This window comes from Sphingobacterium sp. UBA2480 (genome assembly GCF_002341965.1).
Lineage (GTDB): Bacteria > Bacteroidota > Bacteroidia > Sphingobacteriales > Sphingobacteriaceae > Sphingobacterium > Sphingobacterium multivorum.
In genome coordinates, this window is sequence record NZ_DDPA01000007.1 from 257,439 (window position 1) to 276,951 (window position 19,513).

The 19,513-nt window shown below is 39.6% G+C and carries 15 protein-coding genes; 8 read left to right on the forward strand and 7 right to left on the reverse strand.

Going from position 1 to position 19,513, the window contains the following annotated elements:
• Positions 1 to 105 precede the first annotated feature (105 nt).
• On the reverse strand, positions 106 to 1,512 hold the full coding sequence (locus B3600_RS14370) for a hypothetical protein (protein ID WP_286753386.1): 1,407 nt from the start codon (positions 1,510 to 1,512) through the stop codon (positions 106 to 108).
• A gap of 125 nt (positions 1,513 to 1,637) precedes the next feature.
• On the opposite strand from B3600_RS14370, the gene B3600_RS14375 reads away from it, so the two are divergent.
• On the forward strand, positions 1,638 to 2,936 hold the full coding sequence (locus tag B3600_RS14375) for a hypothetical protein (protein ID WP_286753387.1): 1,299 nt from the start codon (positions 1,638 to 1,640) through the stop codon (positions 2,934 to 2,936).
• A gap of 20 nt (positions 2,937 to 2,956) precedes the next feature.
• On the forward strand, positions 2,957 to 4,054 hold the full coding sequence (locus B3600_RS14380; protein ID WP_286753388.1) for a TlpA disulfide reductase family protein: 1,098 nt from the start codon (positions 2,957 to 2,959) through the stop codon (positions 4,052 to 4,054).
• An 89-nt stretch (positions 4,055 to 4,143) separates the two neighbouring features.
• Here the strand turns inward: B3600_RS14380 and B3600_RS14385 are convergent, their stop codons facing one another.
• The 3 genes from B3600_RS14385 to B3600_RS14395 all read right to left on the reverse strand — a co-directional run bounded on the left by B3600_RS14385 (position 4,144) and on the right by B3600_RS14395 (position 10,206).
• A complete protein-coding gene (locus B3600_RS14385) occupies positions 4,144 to 5,292 on the reverse strand; it encodes an efflux RND transporter periplasmic adaptor subunit (RefSeq protein ID WP_286753389.1) in 1,149 nt (382 codons plus the stop codon).
• A gap of 2 nt (positions 5,293 to 5,294) precedes the next feature.
• A complete protein-coding gene (locus B3600_RS14390; RefSeq protein ID WP_286753391.1) occupies positions 5,295 to 9,638 on the reverse strand; it encodes a CusA/CzcA family heavy metal efflux RND transporter in 4,344 nt (1,447 codons plus the stop codon).
• Positions 9,639 to 9,810: 172 nt separating this feature from the next.
• Positions 9,811 to 10,206, reverse strand: a complete 396-nt coding sequence (locus B3600_RS14395; protein WP_046675112.1) for a hypothetical protein — start codon at positions 10,204 to 10,206, stop codon at positions 9,811 to 9,813.
• 223 nt (positions 10,207 to 10,429) lie between these two features.
• Between B3600_RS14395 and B3600_RS14400 the strand changes: the two genes are divergently transcribed.
• The gene (locus B3600_RS14400; protein ID WP_286753392.1) at positions 10,430 to 10,810 is read left to right on the forward strand and encodes a YidH family protein; all 381 of its coding nucleotides are present in this window, start codon (positions 10,430 to 10,432) and stop codon (positions 10,808 to 10,810) included.
• A 99-nt stretch (positions 10,811 to 10,909) separates the two neighbouring features.
• On the opposite strand, the gene B3600_RS14405 is transcribed toward B3600_RS14400, so the two are convergent.
• The 3 genes from B3600_RS14405 to B3600_RS14415 form a co-directional block, all read right to left on the reverse strand.
• Positions 10,910 to 12,091: an MFS transporter gene (locus B3600_RS14405; RefSeq protein WP_286753393.1), complete on the reverse strand. Its 1,182-nt coding sequence runs from the start codon at positions 12,089 to 12,091 to the stop codon at positions 10,910 to 10,912.
• A 218-nt stretch (positions 12,092 to 12,309) separates the two neighbouring features.
• Positions 12,310 to 13,386, reverse strand: coding sequence for a DKNYY domain-containing protein (locus tag B3600_RS14410; RefSeq protein WP_286753394.1), 1,077 nt, complete (start codon positions 13,384 to 13,386; stop codon positions 12,310 to 12,312).
• Between the two features lie 31 nt (positions 13,387 to 13,417).
• Complete coding sequence (locus tag B3600_RS14415) at positions 13,418 to 13,795, reverse strand: nuclear transport factor 2 family protein (RefSeq protein ID WP_286753395.1); 378 nt, start codon at positions 13,793 to 13,795, stop codon at positions 13,418 to 13,420.
• Between the two features lie 864 nt (positions 13,796 to 14,659).
• On the opposite strand from B3600_RS14415, the gene B3600_RS14420 reads away from it, so the two are divergent.
• The 5 genes from B3600_RS14420 to B3600_RS14440 all read left to right on the forward strand — a co-directional run bounded on the left by B3600_RS14420 (position 14,660) and on the right by B3600_RS14440 (position 19,425).
• Positions 14,660 to 15,502 (forward strand): helix-turn-helix transcriptional regulator, encoded by an 843-nt coding sequence (locus B3600_RS14420; RefSeq protein ID WP_286753396.1) that lies wholly within the window; start codon positions 14,660 to 14,662, stop codon positions 15,500 to 15,502.
• Between the two features lie 439 nt (positions 15,503 to 15,941).
• Entirely contained in the window at positions 15,942 to 16,067 is a 126-nt protein-coding gene (locus B3600_RS14425) for a hypothetical protein (RefSeq protein ID WP_262506884.1), read from the forward strand.
• Positions 16,068 to 16,099: 32 nt separating this feature from the next.
• Positions 16,100 to 17,764, forward strand: a complete 1,665-nt coding sequence (locus B3600_RS14430; RefSeq protein WP_286753397.1) for a hypothetical protein — start codon at positions 16,100 to 16,102, stop codon at positions 17,762 to 17,764.
• Positions 17,765 to 17,966: 202 nt separating this feature from the next.
• On the forward strand, positions 17,967 to 18,149 hold the full coding sequence (locus B3600_RS14435; protein WP_046675119.1) for a hypothetical protein: 183 nt from the start codon (positions 17,967 to 17,969) through the stop codon (positions 18,147 to 18,149).
• Positions 18,150 to 18,252: 103 nt separating this feature from the next.
• Positions 18,253 to 19,425, forward strand: coding sequence for a helix-turn-helix domain-containing protein (locus tag B3600_RS14440; protein WP_286753398.1), 1,173 nt, complete (start codon positions 18,253 to 18,255; stop codon positions 19,423 to 19,425).
• Positions 19,426 to 19,513 lie beyond the last annotated feature (88 nt).

Here is a 19,513-nt window from a genome sequence, read left to right on the forward strand (position 1 = left end):
TATAGCTATTCACCCGAATGAGGTCCCTATAAGGTCCGTATGAAGTCCCTATAAGGTCCCTGTTATTTTTAAAGTTTTAAGGGCCATATTCTAACACTTTTTATACTATTGTTCTTTAATGAATTTCATCTCAAACCCATTCTCTTTTCTTACGACTTGTTTCAGGTCAGGCGTAAATTGAAGTTCTATTCCAAGCCCCATTTTGAAGAGATCATTTCCAAGATAATCGAGCGCTACATTTTCTTGACTGGGGGCCTCTAAAATAAGCATACTGTCTTTCTGTACAAAGGTGAGCTTAAATGCGGGCGATATCTCGGCAGCATAGGTGCCCAAATAGCGCTCGATGTGTTCGATAGCCCGTTTTTTTACCTCATAAGGTTCTATGGCGGTAATATTTTCCATATTTTCTAAACGTGCCATCAATCCCCAGCCATAAAAATCATTGGATACCCCAATGAGCAATTGGTTTTCACCTTTTTTAAGTTTTAAGCGGGTATTCCCGTTCTGTACCGATATCCTTCCGTCGGGATACCTTTTCATATTCTGCCTAAAGATATTTTTGTCTGTGTAGGTAATCTGATCATTTAGGTAAAGCCATATTTCATCTGAGAATCCGAGCTGGAGATTAGCTAATGTAGGTTCTTGTGCTGTAATAATAGTTTTTAGCCATATTATCCGACGCTTTTCGGCACTACCGAAGCGTCTTGTAAGGTTTACCAATCCATACCGCTCGGTTGCTATTTTTTCCGTGAAGGCTTCGTCTTTCGGCAGGTCACGAAAAGTAGTTGGTTCTCGCCCTTCTTCCAAAGTCGTGGGTTGGGTTATCGACCAACTTCGGATATAATTGGCCTCATGTCGGGTCAGGTCCACACCTTCGGCTTGCGGTAGGTTCTCAATTTCATTAGGTTTAATCTCGATATTACTGATGTATGCATCGCCGTCGAAGGCAATGCTTCCAGTATTTTCTCGTCCCTCTAGTTTTGGTACGGTCAATCTCAAGCTGTTATTGACAAAAACCTGCATTTGCACACCTGATATGACGAGTCTAATATGATTCCATTCTTCTGTTTTAGCAGCCGCAGGTGCCTGATATTGGGGATAGATGTCCCACATGTTGACACCGTCTAAGATGGGACAGTACTGAATGCCTTCATTAGCGAATGGATGAGCCATTTTAGGAACTCGGAGATAGACAATCTCCTGTTCTTTTTCATTTTTTCGATGAAAATAAATGGCGCTGGCGAACTCTGTTTTTGAAGGTATCACATCATACTCGATGGTTCCGTCTTTAAAAATTAAGTCTTTAATCACGACCGGACCAGATGCTGGAGCGATTTTCATTGCTTTACGACCTTTAAAGTTTAGAAAATCAACTTTTCCGTGCTGGAAGGACCATTGTTCTGCGTTTAATGGAATGCTCTTGCTTATTGATGCTTTGCTATTTTTTTCTTGAGTATAACTTTGTAATAGAATGACCCATATGAAGGCTAGTGTCAAAAATATCTTTTTCATGTTAATTAAATTTTTGATAAATTTAACGGATAGACCTTATTTCAACTCGCTCAACCTTGCGGCAAGTTTATTCAAGTTTGTTCAAGCAGATTGTTTGTTTTTAAAATGTTGATATATAATAAATTATGGTTAAGTTGAGTGATCCCGAATTGTTTCTGCATCTTAAGAATTCCATTGAAAATCAACTTGAATGGGGTGAAACCGCTCATTGGAGTACAGCTGATTTTGAAAAACTTTCGGAAAAGATACAGGAGAAAACGGGAGTAATACTTAGTGTTTCTACGTTGAAGCGGATTTTTGGTAGGATTGATTACCAGAGCAAACCAGCCCTCACGACATTAAATACATTGGCGCGCTACGTTGATCATGAGGACTGGCGGGCTTTTCGGAATGCTTATGCACAGAAATATATACCGCAGGAGCAGGTATTGCATAAATCCGCTTTTGAACCAAAGGTGAAGAAAAGAAAACAGCACGGTCCTATATTTATTATCGCTATTTCATCTGTTTTCGTCCTTGTCTTGGTCGGACTTTTCGGTAATAGGTTTATTCCAAATAAGAAGCCTATTAATAATAGTGCCTTCCACTTCTCGTCCAAGACAATGCTAACAGAAGGCTTGCCAAATTCGGTCGTTTTTAATTACGATGCTTCTGCTGCAAATGAAAACGATTCGGTATTTATTGCACAAAGTTGGGACACCAGCCGTAAGATACAGGTGGATAGAAAGGGCAAACACCATTCTGCGATTTATTATTATCCAGGTTACTTTAGAGCTAAACTGATTATTGGGAATAAAATTGTTCGAGAACATGATATACAGATTAAAACCAATGGCTGGCTAGGATTAGTAGAAGCAGCCTCGGGAAAGGAGCCTTTGTATTTCAAAAAAACTGAAATCGTGTTACCCCATGAAACTGCCATTACTCAGGAATTGTTGAATAGCTATAATGTCGACCTCCTTCCTGATGCTCCACTGGTAAGACTTTACAATCAAAAGGATATGACAGGAGTTATGACCGACAACTTTAGTTTTGAAACAGACATCAAAACAGGAGCGAGCAATAATGGTAATAATTGCCAGCGTGTGGAAGTACTCTTACAGGCTAAAAACGATATCATCATTGTACCTTTAGTAAATACAGCCTGTATCGGTGACATAGCTCTTACAGCTGGTGGCTTTTATACGGATAGCAAACAAGATGACCTCAGTGGATTTGGCTGCGATCTTTCCAAGTGGACCAAGCTTAAAATAGTTTGTAAAAATCAGCAGGTTAAATTTTGGATCAATGATAAACCTACATACACTACGATGATTAAAAATGCACCAACTGAAATAGTTGGTCTGCAATATCGTTTTAAAGGGGCAGGTTTTGTTAGAAATACCCGTTTAAGTGGGGCGGAGAGGAAGGATATTAGTTTTTGATAGGTAAACCAATTATGCATATGATGATACTAAAAAAGATATTTCCTTTTTTATTTTTCTTACCGCTAGCTTGCTTGGCTCAGCAAGAAAAAGGAAAGCCTTTCGAAATACAATTTGATATCTCGGGACTTTCCAATGGCGCAAAGCTTCAATTGAATAGCTTCCAGGAAGGTGGTCGGTCCTATGACGTCATACTTAAGGATGGAAAATGTGCCATAAAAGGAACTCTAGAGGAGCCTTCATTATATGTACTAACGGCAAAGCCCAATTTGAGGGCAGTCATCTGGATTGAACCGGCTCGCATGAAGATATTAGGCGATAGTTTACATTTTTCGGATATAGCGGTGCTGAATTCCAGATCACAGGCTGATGCCATCCCAATCAATAGGCAACTGGATCCCATGTGGAAAGGAGCAGCTGAGCTTGACCGAAAAATTGAAATTGAAACCGATTCGGTCCAACTGGTGGAGTTGAAAATAGCATCGGACCATTATTATCGGTCCATCAGACAGTTGAGAGTCCACAATATTTTTGATAAAACACCGTCTTATCCACTTATGCAGGAACTCTATTTCTTAAGGACATCATTGACAAGAGATTCCTTGCAGTTGGCTTTTGATAGGTTCCCTCAGAATATGAAAAAAAGTAGAACAGGACGGTTCTTAAAGGAATTTCTCCAAGCAAAGGAACTTAGAAGAGGGGATCTGGCTCCAGCTTTTATTGTCAAAGACCTTAATAATAATGATGTGAATTTGACTGATTTTCGGGGAAAGATTGTTGTTCTCGATTTTTGGGCTGCTTGGTGTGTGCCTTGTAGAAAAAGTAATAAGAAGCTACCGATGTTGTATGCTAAATATAAAAAACGAGGTCTAGAGATCCTATCTTTTAACTTAGACACAAATAGGGAGATTTGGAAGAAGGCAGCGGTCGAAGACGGCATATCCTGGACCAATGTGGGCGATCAGCAAGCGCTGAATAGCAAAACAGCAATTAACTATCGGGTGCAGGGATTACCAAAGGTTTATATCATTGATCGAAATGGTCTTATCATAGAAACCGGAGGATCTGGGGTGGACCTAGAACGTACTATAGAAGAATCTCTCGATCCTTTGCTTTAAGATCCAGTATAAAAAATAGAGTAGGAGCAGAGGGGAAGGTTATGACCTTTCCTAAATGCAGGAAAGGTCTTTCTCCAATGACGTATGTTTTATTCTTCTGATGTGTTCTTTAGTTGCATTAGGAGCGTGTAGGCATTTTTGCTAACGATTTTCTTCCCTTCAAAATCGCGGTAATTCAATACCTTCACTAGTCCTTTTTGAGGCTCCTCAACTGCTATTTCCGCCAGGCGATAATTGCTGTTTCCTTCCGATATGAATACATAATTTTTTCCTTCAAAGTCTACGATACTTTCTTCAGGCAGAGCGTGCCCCAATGTAGCCGTTGTTTGTATTTCAGCATTCATGTATACACCAGGTATCATATTCTGATCATATTTGTCCAAATGACAATGCACATCTGTCATGCCGGAGGGATCGACATCTTTGCCGATCAAATGGATTTTTCCATTGTACTTTTTACTTGGGTTAGCATTGGAGTACGCCAATAGAAGCTGTCCAGGGCGAAGCTGTTCAAGATCCTTTTCATAGACTTTGAGGTTCAGATGGATATCCGTTGGATTGATCAATTCGAAGAGGATATCTGAAGGATTCACATATTTCCCGATGTTGACATTAACCTTGCTCACATACCCATCTATAGTGCTGTATACTGGAGCACTTTTTCGAATATTTCCAGCAGAAACTGTACTGGGCTGAATATGTATAAGCTCTAGCTGTTTTGCAATGGCATTCATTATAATCTGTTGACTGTTCATTTCGGCCTGAGCTTGCTGCATTACTTTATCGCTACTCGCCTGATTCTGGTTGAGTTCCTTTTGACGTCTGAAGTCAAGCTGGGCAAAATGTAACTTTGATTGGGCCGAGAGATAATCTTGCTGAAGCTGCACAAACTGTGGATTTTCCACAACTGCTATAACATCTCCTTTTGAAACCTTCATACCAGGAAGCAGCTTGGTACTTTTTAAGTATCCTCCTAAAGGAATACTTACCGACACGAAGTTTTGAGGCGGGACATCTATTTTTCCATTGACTTTTAAGATGTTGGTTATCGGTTCATCCGCAAGCGTTACTATTTCTAAATGCACATTTCGCAACTGGGCATCTGTTAGCGAAACCAGGTTTTCGTCTTTGGGGCCTGGTGGCTTGGAGGCTGCATTTTCCGTATTTCGATGGCAGGAAATACAGACGATAGCCAACACATAAACCATATAGTGGGATAAAAGATTTTTCGTTTTCATTTTTATCGATTTATCATAGTGTAATGAAGCAGAATGGCATTTTCATTGAGCTGCCACAACGCATCCGTATAATTACTTTTCAGTAGGATTGCTTGGTTGACCAAAGTGACAAATTCGAGATAATCTATGGCGCCGTTTGAGAATTTTTTCTGTACGGTTTCAAAGACGATTTCAGCATTCTTGAGTCCTTCGGTTTCATATTGATCAACAATATCGAGACTAGTCTGATAGCGTTGAGAAAGCTCTTGTACTCTTTTTTTAAGCTCAAATTGTGCATTTTGCAATTCGTCGCTGGCGATGGTTTCCGCTAGACGTGCAGTCTCGATCCGAGCTCTCTGTCCTTTGGAAAATACCGGTACGGCAACACCTAACTGTACAGAATGGAATCGCGGACTTGCGTCGTAGGTCCTGTTATCTGGACCGGTACCTTTAAAACTATTTAGATTATAGCCTAATAGCAACTCGGGGAGCAATTTAGATTTTTCAACCCTTGTTGCTTGTTCCGAGACTATTTTTTCTTGTTCCAATACCTTGAGCAAAGGATGATCGGTTAGCGATAACCGAGGGAATTCGATCTTTTCCATAGAACTTAGGGTGTAGGTCTCTTCCGTATTTAGCAGCCACTGGAATTGCAATTGAAGTCCCTTTATCTCATCACGTACCTGTCTCAATTGGATCGTGATAGCTGCTTTTTGATTCTTCGCGGTTACACTTTCAAGGGCATCACTTTCACCTGCTTTTTGACGTAGAATGGTTTTGTCGAGAAAGCTGCTATACAATGACAGTGCTTTAGTCAAAAGCTGTTCCTTTTGTTGCCAATACAGTATGTTGTAATAGGTAAGACTGACAGCCTTTTTAAGCTCAAACTCTTTGAGAGAGACTTGTAGTTGACTTCTTTTCCATTCTTCGGTATAGCGGGCCCGTTGCCTTTTGTAGACCGCAGGAAAACCAAAACGTTGACTGATACTGACCTTTGTATCCTGATAGGCGCTATTGATCTGGCCATAATCCAAACTGATATCCATCTGCGGAATATCGGCAGTGGATGACCCTATTAGCGCTTTGGCATAGGCAGCTCTTAGTTTTTCAATTTTTATGTTACGGTTGTTTTGGAGAGCGAGTTCAATAGATTGATCCAAAGTAACCACAGTCTGTGCTGTTGAATTGTTTGTTGTTAAAAAAATAAATGCAATCAAAAGAGGTGCAACATGTCGTCCTTTTAATTTATTGAGTTTAAATCCCCGTTCTATAGTTACATAAAGCAAAGGGAGAACGAATAATGTTAATAACGTTGCTATAAGCAGGCCACCAATGACAACAGTTGCCAATGGGCGTTGTACCTCAGCTCCAGCGCCATTGCTCAGTGCCATGGGGATAAAGCCCAGTGAGGCAACCGATGCGGTCATCAAAACGGGGCGCAAACGATTTTCTCCGCCATCGACAACAATGCGTACAATATTGCGGATGCCACTTTTTTGAAGCCTGTTAAATTCGGAGATCAATACGATACCATTGAGGACAGCCACGCCAAATAAGGCTATAAATCCAACCCCGGCACTGATACTAAAAGGCATTCCCCTTAGTGCCAACAGGAAAACCCCACCTATAATCGATAATGGGATAGCACTATAGATCAATAAACTTTCTTTAACAGATTTAAACGCAAGGAATAGAAGTATAAAGATTAAGGCTAAAGCAATAGGGACAGCAATCAGGAGGCGTTGTTTGGCATTATTGAGATTTTCAAAAGAACCGCCATATTTGATGGAGTATCCTGTTGGAAGTTTGATTTCCTTATCAATTTTAGCTTGTAGTTCATGGACGATACTTTGTACGTCGCGGTCTTTGATATTAAATCCGACGACAATCCGGCGTTGTGCGTTTTCACGTTGGATCTGATTTGGCCCTTGCTCAATGGCCACACGTGCCAATTGGGAAAGTGGAATTTGGTTGCCCGTAGGCGTGGGGATTAAGAGGTTACGGATATCGGTAATATTCTTTCGGTCCTTGGCGGCTAGGCGGACGACCATGTCAAAGCGTTTCTCTCCTTCGAATACCAGACCTGTACTCTGTCCAGCAAAAGCAGCATTTATGGTTCTATTTACGTCAGCAATGGAGAGTCGATGCTGGGCGATCATTGGACGGTTATAGGTTATGACGACTTGTGGAAGTCCGCCAATAGGTTCGACGTAAAGATTTTGGGCTCCTTGGACCGTTTCAATGATTTTACCTATTTGCTGAGCATGTAAGGCCAGAGAATCGAGGTTGTCTCCAAATATTTTGAGGACAACATCCTGCCGCGCCCCCGTCATCAGTTCGTTGAACCGCATTTGGACGGGGTACTGAAAGCCGGCCGTAATACCGGGTACATCCGTCAAGGCCATACTCATTTTTGAAGCAAGTTCTGGAAATGTATGGGCCGAAGTCCATTCTTTTTTGTCTTTTAGGATAACCATCATGTCTGATGCTTCCATTGGCATAGGATCGGTTGGCACCTCGCCGCTGCCAATTTTGGTGACTACTTTTTCGACCTCAGGAAATCTGCTCTTCAGAATATGGGCAGCCTTTTGAGTGCTTTCAATAGTCGTAGTCAGGTTACTGCCCGGAAGAACCCGCGTGTCGACCGCAAAATCTCCTTCCTCTAGTGAAGGAATAAATTCCCCGCCGAGGTGACTTAGTGTAACTACGGCAAGTATAAAAAGCGAGATAACCAATGCAAGAATAGTCTTTGGAAGTCGGAGTACTTTGAGTAATACATGGACATAAAATTTTTCAAGTCTTTTCATCAGCCGATCCGAAAGCGAAGGTTTGCTATTTCTCGCACGGAGTAATATTGAACTCATCATCGGTATATAGGTGAGCGATAACAGGAACGCGCCTAATAAAGCAAACGCGACTGTTTCTGCCATGGGTTTGAACATTTTACCTTCGATTCCTTCCAATGTTAAGATGGGGAGGTAAACGATCAGGATAATGATCTGTCCAAAAACAGCACTGTTCATCATACGACCGGCAGATACTGTCACCATATCGTCCATTTCAGAAGCGGGCACCTTGAGCAATTCTTTGAATCGTTGCTGCTGCATAAGCTGATGCATCACAGACTCGACAATAATGACAGCCCCATCAATGATTAATCCGAAATCGAGTGCACCGAGACTCATCAGGTTACCACTCACTCCAAAGAGGTTCATCATGCAGATTGCAAATAGCATGGCTAAAGGAATGACGGAGGCCACGAGCAATCCAGCCCGTATATTGCCTAGGAAGAGCACTAGTACAAAGACGACAATTAATGCTCCTTCCAAGAGATTTGTCTGTACCGTACTGATGGCATTATTGACCATTTTGGTACGATCAAGAAAAGGTTCAATAAGGACACCTTTAGGCAATGTTTTTCGGATTTCCTCTACTTTGGCCTTTACATCTGCAATGACTTGGCTGCTATTGGCGCCTTTCAGCATCATCACGACGGCTCCAGCAACTTCACCATTGTCGTTGTAGGTCATTGCGCCATAGCGGGTTGCATGGCCAGGTTGTACTTGAGCAATGTCCCGAATGAAAATCGGTAGGTCGTTTTGCTTACCCGCAATCGCAATATTTTGGATGTCGTCAATGTTGCCGACCAGTCCTTCGCTTCGGATATAAAGGACTGTTGGTCCTTTCTCAATGTATGCGCCGCCGGTGTTTTGGTTATTGGCATTTAGTGCGTCAAAGACATCGTTGATTGTAATCCCATAGGCATTGAGTCTGTCAGGGCTGACAGCGATCTCATATTGTTTCAGCTTTCCTCCGAAACTACTGACTTCAGCTACGCCTTTGACGCCTAGCAGCTGCCTTCTGACAATCCAATCTTGGATAGTACGCAGTTCGGTTACATTATACTTGTGCTCGTATCCCGGCTGGGGTCGAACGACATATTGATAAATTTCTCCAAGACCTGTAGAAATAGGGCCCAGCTGGGGAGAACCTATGCCTGGAGGAATTTCTTGCTGTACCTGTTGCAGACGTTCAGCGACTTGTTGCCGGGCCCAATAGACATCAATGTTGTCATCGAAGACAATGGTTACAAGGGATAGCCCAAATCGCGAAAAACTCCGGATTTCCTGTAATCCAGAAATATTACTGTTGACCTGTTCGATTGGAAAGGTGATTAATCGTTCAATATCCGTTGCACCAAAAGAAGGGGCAATAGTGATGACCTGCACCTGATTGTTGGTAATATCAGGTACAGCATCAATAGGAAGTTTGGTCACCTGATATGTGCCTATCCCGATTAATGCCAACATCAGTAGTGCTACAATGAGTTTGTTCTTTACAGAGAACTCAATGATTTTCGTAAGCATAATAAATAGATTCTGTTAAATCGTAAAATAATAGCGGAAGACTTCAGCCAAGCATAGAATCGCAGCGATAAAAAAGGATGCAATTGTGACATGACAAAACTTAAACTTTTACTGACGTGAAAGTTATGGTCGGGTGGAAGTCTTCAACCGAAATAATAAGAAGTATGATGTATTAACAGAATTTGGGCGGCTGCCAAATGGAAGTTATGAATGTATCCTCTATAAACTGATCATTCCAAACAGCGGTATTGTTATTTTTTTCGGGTAAGGATCTATTTTTAATTTTGATAGCAGCAATTTGGGGGCACACAAAAACAGCGTTGTATGAGGTTGTATGCATCATAAAAGGAAGTTTTTGATCTTTCTCATAGTCATCGTCATGTGGGTGATTCTCTAGGTGGTACCCACTGTAGTGTACGTTCAGAAAATCGACGACAGAGAGGCTTGGATTTTTTACTTTGTGCTCAAAATAATGCTCAATCAACAACGGAAATCTCAATAATTGTGAAATTTCGGTTGCCGACGCGATGTAAATCGTCAAGAAGCATATAGCCAGCAGCTTTTTCATCCTAAACAAAGCTATAAAAAATATCATTAAAATATTAATCAAACTTTTCAACGTTCTGCGCGTTTTATTGAAAAACAAACAAAATGATTGCTGAACCTTAAAAAATTGACTAACCTGTGAACGATATGTGCTAAAGCATAGTCACAGCCATAACAGGTTGCTTAAGGCTAGGTATAAATTTTATAATTCTTTTAGCGTATTTGTTGATCAAAATTTATTTCGAATGACTAAAAATACCCCACAAAAGGTAAATGACCATCTTGCTAATGAACGAACTTTCCTTGCTTGGATCCGGACGAGCCTAGGGATTATGGGATTCGGTTTTGTAGTTGTTAAATTTTCATTATTTATTCGTCAGATTGAGCTCATTTTAAAAAAAGATGTAGTTGCAGGCACACAGCATGAACATTCTGGCGCTGTTGGCGTTTCCATTGTAGTCATAGGTGCATTGACAGTTATTGTCGCTTTCTTTAAATATCGTAAAACGAACAAACAAATTGAAGCGGAAAACTTTACTCAAACTTCAAATAGCATCACGATTGTGGCTGTGTTAATTTTTGTCATAGGTATTATTCTGAGCTGGTATCTTATCGATGGTCTTTAAGGAGAAAGCGTTAGATCTAGTTCGCGCTGGAATGATTATTCACGCTAACTAGATCTAAATTGACCGTGCATTCGCTATTTACGATACGGGCAAAATATATTATTGCGATGTACACTGCGCGACCGTTATTTGCTTTATTGCGCTACGTTTTTCTAGAAACTGTCGTAGGGCGATCATCAAAAAAGCAAGAAAACCAAAGCCCATCGTAAGCCATGGCGAAAATTCTACACCTTTCGAAACGATAATCCAGCCACCTACGGTAGTTCCCAAGGTTACCCCAAGATTGCCAAATGAAGTCGCTAGACTATTGGCAAATTCTAGCGCCTCGGGTGCAGAGGAAATCATATAGGTAGATGCGTTTAAGAAGCTAGGAGAATAAAGAAATCCCCACAAGGCAATCGTACAGACCGTGGCGAATAGATTGCCATCGGAAAAATACAGTAGTAAGGGGATAATAAGTGTACCCGATAAGAAAAAGGCCGTGGTAAACGTAATATTTCGGTTGAGCATTTTCCCTGCAACCCAGTTAGCAATGACTCCGATAATACCAAATACAAATAACATATAACTAACCATGGTACTGTCCATATTCTTTGCTTTGTTTAAATACTCGGCGAAGTAACTATAGGTAGAAAACCAAGCTGATACCATAAAGAAATTCATGGCGGTGCTGACCAAAAAGATGGGCTTGGTTAATATTTTCATTTGACTTCCATAGGTTTTTTTTTCTTTCACGGGCAACGGAGGAATGGCAAGATAGATCGCCAATAGCGCGATTATACTGACAACTGCCTGTATTGTGAAAGAATATGTCCAGGAAGAGAGACTGGCAATGTAGGTGGCGAAGGGGACGGTTGTTACCATGGCTATCGCAACACCACTGAAAACAATACTCATAAGCTCATTTTCATTTTGTTTCCCCCCTTTTAAAATGGCGACAGACAATGCTGTTGCAATATAGACAGGTTGGAGAAAGGCCGGAAGAATTCTTACAATAAGCAGTAACCAAAAAGGAGGGGATAATGAAGAGACAATCGCTGTGACTAAGAAAATAGCGATGGCAGTTAACATGACTTTCTTGCGGTCGAATCCCGAAGCGAGTAATGTCATAAATGGCCCAGTTATCGCAATGATCAAAGCAAAAGCACTCAATAAATAACCTGCTTTATCGATACTGATATGATAATGATCGGCTAGTTGCGGTAAGATGCCAATAATGCCAAACTCTGTTGTGATTACTGCGAGAAAACCCAAAGCGCCTATATATGCGTATTTTTTCATAAATAAAAACTGTTGTGTATGATTAATTATACGAGCAAATGTAAAGGCAAATACTTGCTTCTGGGTGTCAAGCAGCTATTTGTGTGTTACTAACAAATTTGTAAGTAATGGAAAAAGAAATTGTTATATTGGTCGGATTGTGGCGAACCCAAGGAAGGAAGAGAATGTTGTTTGATGTATAGCGCTTAAAGTCTGACTAATTGCTTCCATGATGGATTTTATACCTTATTTCCTGTAAGGCTACTAAACTTATTGCCAAGTTTGTCCTTATAAAAATCGCCTTCCTTCTTAAAGCTTCTTGCATCTACTTCTTCAAGCAACTGGTTTTTATAAAACACATTTTTTGTGTCTTTTCCAAAATCATTGCCCAAGGGTATAAATGTTTTTACATCGGCACCTGGGATTATTTCCTGATTATAGAACACGTGACTTTTGTCTTTTGAATAGGAGTTGCTTCCGTAAGAGTCAATTTCTTCATCAATAGGATATAATTTAAAAGAGGGGGCATCAACATGCGCATATTTAAAATCTTTTCCTCTGAATAGGATAGTTTTATTGTCGATATTGATATGGTCCTGATCAAGCACACGAATTTTGTGAATGGTGTTAAATGGCCTCTTTACAATAGCTAACCCCTGTTGAAATGGCGGATAATAAATCGTGTCATAAATTTTTATGTAATATTTGTTAATCGCTTCAACGTTTCCAGTATTGGCTAAAATTGCCTTAAAAGTACCGATATTAGGTGAAATATATACGGAGTCTTTATCCTTTAGAAAGTAATCGTTGATGAAAGAAAAGGTGTTCCTGTCGACTTTTATGGGATCATTCGAATAGAAGTAATGATCCTTGTCGCGTGCCCAGTTTATATGACCCGCAACCGCTTCATATGTCTTCGGATCTGCGCCTTCGATAATATGGAAGCCCAGGACCTGATCGATATAATAAACGTGAAAACGATCTTTTGGAATCTGCTGGTCAACATAAAAGGAACTTTTGTCCACAAGTTTTTGGGGCATCCCACGAAAATAGACCGCATTTTTGTCTTTGGCGATATCTTCTGACAGGACTTCAAACGATTTGGCGTCAGCCTGCATTTGTGAAATACCCAAGCTAAACCAATTTCCATTCTGACAATAAGCGATCTGCCCTTTCGAATCAATAAAATAGGAACCCGATTTTTGTTTATTGACGGGTTGGCCAATATTTCGACAAGAGATAAGAAAACAAGAAAAAATACAAGCTACAAAAAAAGCAAGTTTTATAATTTTTGTAATGCAGATATGTGCTAACATATTCTTTTTTTAATTAGTTATTACCAATTATTTATGAGGGTAATTGCATAAAACTTGCCCCAATAACCTTTAATGAGTTGTCAATGCGTTTCCAGGTTCTAAAATACCGGAATTTTCCTTCGAGTGGTGCCCCCATAACCTGACCTTTGGCCGTCATCGTAACGACTGAAAGTGCGGTATCTCCCACGAGCTTGATCGCATTGATTTCTGTTGTGGCTTGTTCAATAATCATTGCCTTTGACCTATGCGCATTTAGATCCATTTCTTTTGTTAGCATTTGGCCATCTGGCGCAATTGCTACCAGGCTATCGTACAGAAGGAGGTCAAGAGCATCTACATCACTTGCTAGCTGAGCCGCAAAAAGCTGGTTCTCAGCTTCGACAATATCTTCTTTTGTTATTTTGTCCATAGTTAAATCTGATGATTACCATCTTTGTTTTAAGTGTTTATTATTTTAAAAATACTAAATCATTGTTGAGCTTTCGCCATTTGACAATTTCTTTTTTGCGCGCTATGTTCCACGAGAACAGTAACTGTTTAAGTTCCTTATGACAATTTGAGATAATTAATTACACCTTCTTTTAGCTCCTTATTTATTTGGTGTAGGTAGCTTTTTAGCCAGATATTTTCATAGTCTGCACGCTGTTAGTACTATACGGAGAAAAGCGGCAAAAAAAAAAAAGGTTACTGGTTCATGCTTCTCGTGTCGGTTGCAGTAATATAATTTTCAGGGGATATAGTTGTAGCTGTCTAGCTACAAGGGTGATTGGTTATGGCATTATTTCTGTCTTCGAAATTTTTGGATAATGGGAGAGTTTTATTGAAGGTAGGGTCGAAAATATTTTAATTTATGATGTTCTTTTACAGCGCGTGTGTTACGTTACAATGGATTGTTTTATATTTTGAGTTACGAATTTGTAGCATGTTGTAGTCGATTTGTTGTCATTCTAGTGTGTTTTTGTGGTCAAATTGAAGCCTTTTAACCCTTGATTAAGTTTTGAATTTTTGGCTTATTTGTTTGAGAAAGATTTCAGCCATAAATCAACTTCCAATGAAAGGTTCCTGCCGAAAAGTAACAAGATACAGATGCTCAATTAGTTGTTGTACACCACTTATCGGTCGTTTACATTGATCAAAAGCTGTTATATGAATCTTATTTGAAATCAAGAAACTAATAATTAAAGGTCTTATCATGGTAAAGGGTTTATTTTTTAATCAAAAAATTTCTAGAGATATTACAAGGTCAGGATATATTCCAGTATATGCCATAAAGATGAAAAAAAAACTCTTTTATTCGTTGGAAAAGACATATTTAAGTAAAGGGTATGTTACGCCGTTATTGCATGTGACCTACCAATGGAGAACGAAAGGATTGTTAGGAAGTGGCGCCAAGGATATTCAATTAAGTCATAATGGACAGGGAACTGAAATTGTTGAAGTGTTGAACACAATTGAAAGAGATCTTAAACATCGACAATATCATAGTATATTTTGGGGAAGCATGAGTGTCATCCTATTTCTTATGATTCTTACGTTAAGTTTCTTCTTCAGAATAAAATATAAAGCTCAGACAGATGAATGTATAAAACTAAGAATACGGAATGATGATTTAGAAAACCGACTAAATGCTGAGCTTGACTATCAAAAAGACGATCGGATGAAATTGCTTTCTCAAATACAAGTACTACAATCACAAAATGAACAGATGCAAAAGGCTGCTCTTTTTGATGCATTGCAGATCGAACGCAAAAATAAACTCCTTGATCATTTGAAGGTCGTACTCGTAGAAACTGAGGGCAATGAACATGCTGGTGTATTTGAACGGATGATAAAAGATGAACTGCGATTTGATGAAGTAACGGGACAACCTATTCGCGAATTTCAAACCATCAACCCTGATTTTTTTCTAAAGCTAAGAATGCTGTCTGAAAACAGGATCACTGCACTCGAATTAAAGCATTGCGCATACATGTACCTGCAGCACAGTACACTTGATATTGCGACTGCATTTCATATTGAACCCAAAAGTGTTCGTGTGACGAAGTATCGAATAAAACAAAAGCTGAAATTAGAAAAACAGGTGGATCTCGAAGCCTATTTGCAAAGTCTAGTTTAGACCGAGATGATAAGCTGTGATTTATTTTTTAGGGCACATTTTTTATTGCTTTCCGCTGAAGCCGATAGGTTGTTTATTTGGGTTAATTTGTTTGATTTTATGTTTTGTATTTTTCTTTACGTTTTTATCTATTTGTTTTATAGTTTGTTATATTCTGAGGTGGACTACGTTTGTATCGCATTATACCGTATTCTTCTGTTTTTATTTAGTTGACTATTAGGTTGTTGCGTATTGTGTGGTCAAATTGTAGTCATGTTTGTGGTCAAAATGTAATCTTTGTTTTTAAATAATTTTCTTATTTCGTGTATAAGTTTGCGTAAATGTTGTTGGTAATGTTGTTTAGGTCATTTTTAGGCTTAACTCAATTAAGTATCGACTTAATTAAACCAAATTTTAAAAAAAAATGAAAAAAGAAAAGAAAATCTACGAAGCACCTACTATGGAGGTGCAAACAATTGAGCTGGAACAAGGGATTGCTGCCGGTTCGGGCGGTACGGGAACTCCAAATCCTGGTGTTGGCGATTGGGGAAATGGTTCTGGAGGCGAAGGAAATGGTGATTTATAAACTAACATCTATTTATTTAAATTAACAATTTTATGAAAATATCACGTTTAAAGCGTTTAAGTTGGAGCGTTACATCTATTGCCTTATTGTTGGGAAGTACAGTTACATTCTTTGGATGTTCTAAGGAAGACGGTCGTATTGATCAGACTGAGGAAGGGACAAAACTGGATGGTACGAAGCTGGTTCTCAAAGTATCGGGCATAGATGAGACACAGCAGACAGCATCTATCAAAGGTAAAGCCAGTACAAATTCGACTAATTTGAATGGTCCAAAACTATTGGAGTTTCCAGAATTTGACGCATTGATTGAAGTAGATAATAATATTCCATTTAAGGCGGCCCAGTTTACAACCAAGGCCGCAGCAGCATCTGCACAAGGGGCACGTGCCGCCGCGATGGACAATGGCATTACTTATCGTTTATTCTTGTTTTCACAAGACGGCAGCCAATTGATATCATCTACCCAATTTACAACAGGTAGCCAAGGAGCAATTGATGTAACGCAAGGCCAAACCTACAAATGGGTAGCTTTATCTTACAATAATGGTGAAGATATCCCTAACATAAATACGGGCACTACAACCATTGCGCTTCCAGCGGGAAAAGATGTGTTGTATGCAATGGGTGAGGTTGCTGTACCCACGGGGAGTGCAAATGTGAATGTTCCGATCAACATTCTATTTAAACATAAATTTGCCCGTTTGGGGGTAGAACTAAATTCGATGGGGATGTTCGCTAATATGACGGGCGCTAAGGTAGAGATCGCAGGAATAAAAACTGCCACAATCGATGTTGTTAACGGTACACTTTCAAACTTAATTTCTGCCGATCAAGAAATAGCCTTTTCAAGTTTTGCGGATATTGACCCGGCTTACCAAGATGCAAAAATCGCTTATGTGTATACTGCGGACCCGGCAGCGGTGTCTGGTGGGATAAAAGTAAATGTTTCAAACTTGGCTTTGAAAATAGATGATAATTCAACGCGCCAATTCTCATCGACTCCAGCGAATTTTGCGTTCAATATTACACCAGTATTAGGAAACAGCCATCGTTTATTGGTCAATTTGTTAGAATCACCTTTAACTGTCGACGGGGTAAGATGGGCGAGACAGAATATTTATTATCAGGCAGGACATAATCCCTATCGTTTTCACCATACCTATGCGCATTCAAATGCCAGAAATACCTACTTTTCATTCAAAGGGCTAGTGCCAGATCGATTCGGGGTCAATAGTGATCCTTGTAACGAAGTTTACCCAAAAGGTGTGTGGCGCCAAGCCAGTGAAAGCGATTTTCGGAAGCTGACCGGCTTTTTGGGAATCGGTGGTCAGAGTCCTACATACGGGACAAGTAGCGGTAGAGGTTATTTTGAATATAACGCAAGTGGAACAGCTGCACCATATCCAAATAACAAACTTCACTTTAACTTCAATGGAGGTAGTACCTCTTTCGCTGTGGTGAATGGTCTTGTACAGATCAATCTGGGCAATTTTGGAACACGCGCAGAAATCTGGACCGGTTCCTCGGGTATTAAAATTGGAGGACTACTTGGGTTGGGTGCCTGGTATTACCACGGTGAAAAAGGAATCTTCGGGAATAATAGTGCAGATCTGACAGCAAATCTACTCAACATATCTGTCATTGGTATAGATTTGATTGAGACACAGATGAAAAATGTGCGTTGTGTAAGGAATTAACATCGCGTTCTTATGATGATTAATGAGCTATTTAATTAGAATTTTGGATTTTCGTTTAAATAGCGATAAAAGCAACCTGTTTAACAGGTTGCTTTTTACAATCATAGTGACCTGTTATTATGTTCCCCTATCTTTAATTAAAAAAGCCCGATTGTGTACGCGATATGAGCGTAATGAATAGCCAGTTATAAAAACCAGTTTAATGAATGAAAATAATAAAGCTAGACCTCGATTTACAAAAGAAGTGAAGACGGACGTCATCAATGCAATTGTTAATGGCGAGTTGTGGCTTGAAGAAGCCATGGAAAAATATAATGTACAGGATAGGAGGACAGTCATCATCTGGCTAAGAAAATATTTGCGCGATAGTAATAAACTTACTTAATACTTTGTTATGTCAAATATTGAATAGGTAGCGGATAGCATATTTAACAATTTGATAATACCTGATTCTTAACTTCGCGAAACAGCTTAGTCAGATTAAGGACGTGAATTATATTATTATTGTAGGGGCAACCCAGGCATTATTGGCATTGGGTGTTTTATTAAAGAATAGAAAAAATAATGGACAGCATGATAATATTCTTTCTTATTTATTAGCCTCCATATTTTTGCATTTGGCAATCAGTTTTGCTCTTAATGTTTTTTGGCCCCATTCAAAAATCCACCAACAGTTTAACACATTTATTGCTTTAGCTTATCCAGGGTTACTATGGTGTTATGTGCGCTATCTCGAACATCGCGGGAAACCCATTGATGTTCTCCTTGCTATGCTTCCGTCTATAGGTGCTTCAATCGGTTATTTTTGGATTGCTGCTTATGTAATTAAGAATGCTGGGGAGCTACCGCCATTTATAAGAAAATACAATTCGACGTCAGGTTATGCATATACGATATTATATATTGCTTACCCTTTAAAGATTTTGGCTCAGATAAAGTCGATATCGGTGTTCTGGAAATTGGAAAAAGGGATGGTTAGGTTGGCTGCATTTTTACTCTTACTAATAGGTCTTGCATTTCTTATCATCACGATCTGGACTCAGCTGTATGATGTAACCCCTTATTTTTCTTTTATCCATTTGTGGCTTCGCGTCGTTATCTATTTGATATTATCGATTATCTGTATCTCGATTATTTATGTAAAAATAAGCTCTTTCCTCTATGTCCATGTTTATCAGCTGGAGGAAGCCAAGGAACAGCTATCTGTCAATAATGAGAAAGAACCGATCGGTGTCGAAAGTAAAAAACAGCGCTCTTTTCCTGTGGAGGAAAATGAAAAGAATAGCAGCTTGGACTATGCAGGTATTTTGGCTAAGGTAGAGTATTTGATGTCCAATCATAAAGTTTTTTTGGATCCCGATCTGACATTGGAAAGTCTAGCGGCAAAAGCGGATGTATCGCGCCATCACCTTTCAGAAACCTTAAATCAATACAAAGAAAAGTCTTTTTATCAGTATATCAATGAATATAGGATTAAGGAGGTGGTGATGCTGATGGATAAGTGCAGAAAGAAAGGCGAAAGTATTCATATTCTCTCGTTAGCATTTCAGGCCGGCTTCCATTCCAAATCTTCATTTAATCAATATTTTAAAAGAGTCCAGGGTTGCACCCCATCGGCCTATCTCAAGGACGCAGCGCATTTCAATCTACTCAAGGCCTAATGGCTTACTGCAGCATTTCCGAGTTACGTTTAATTTTCTCTATGGAAAAGGCGTATTTCTACGTCGTTAACCCGGTGCTAATTTATCG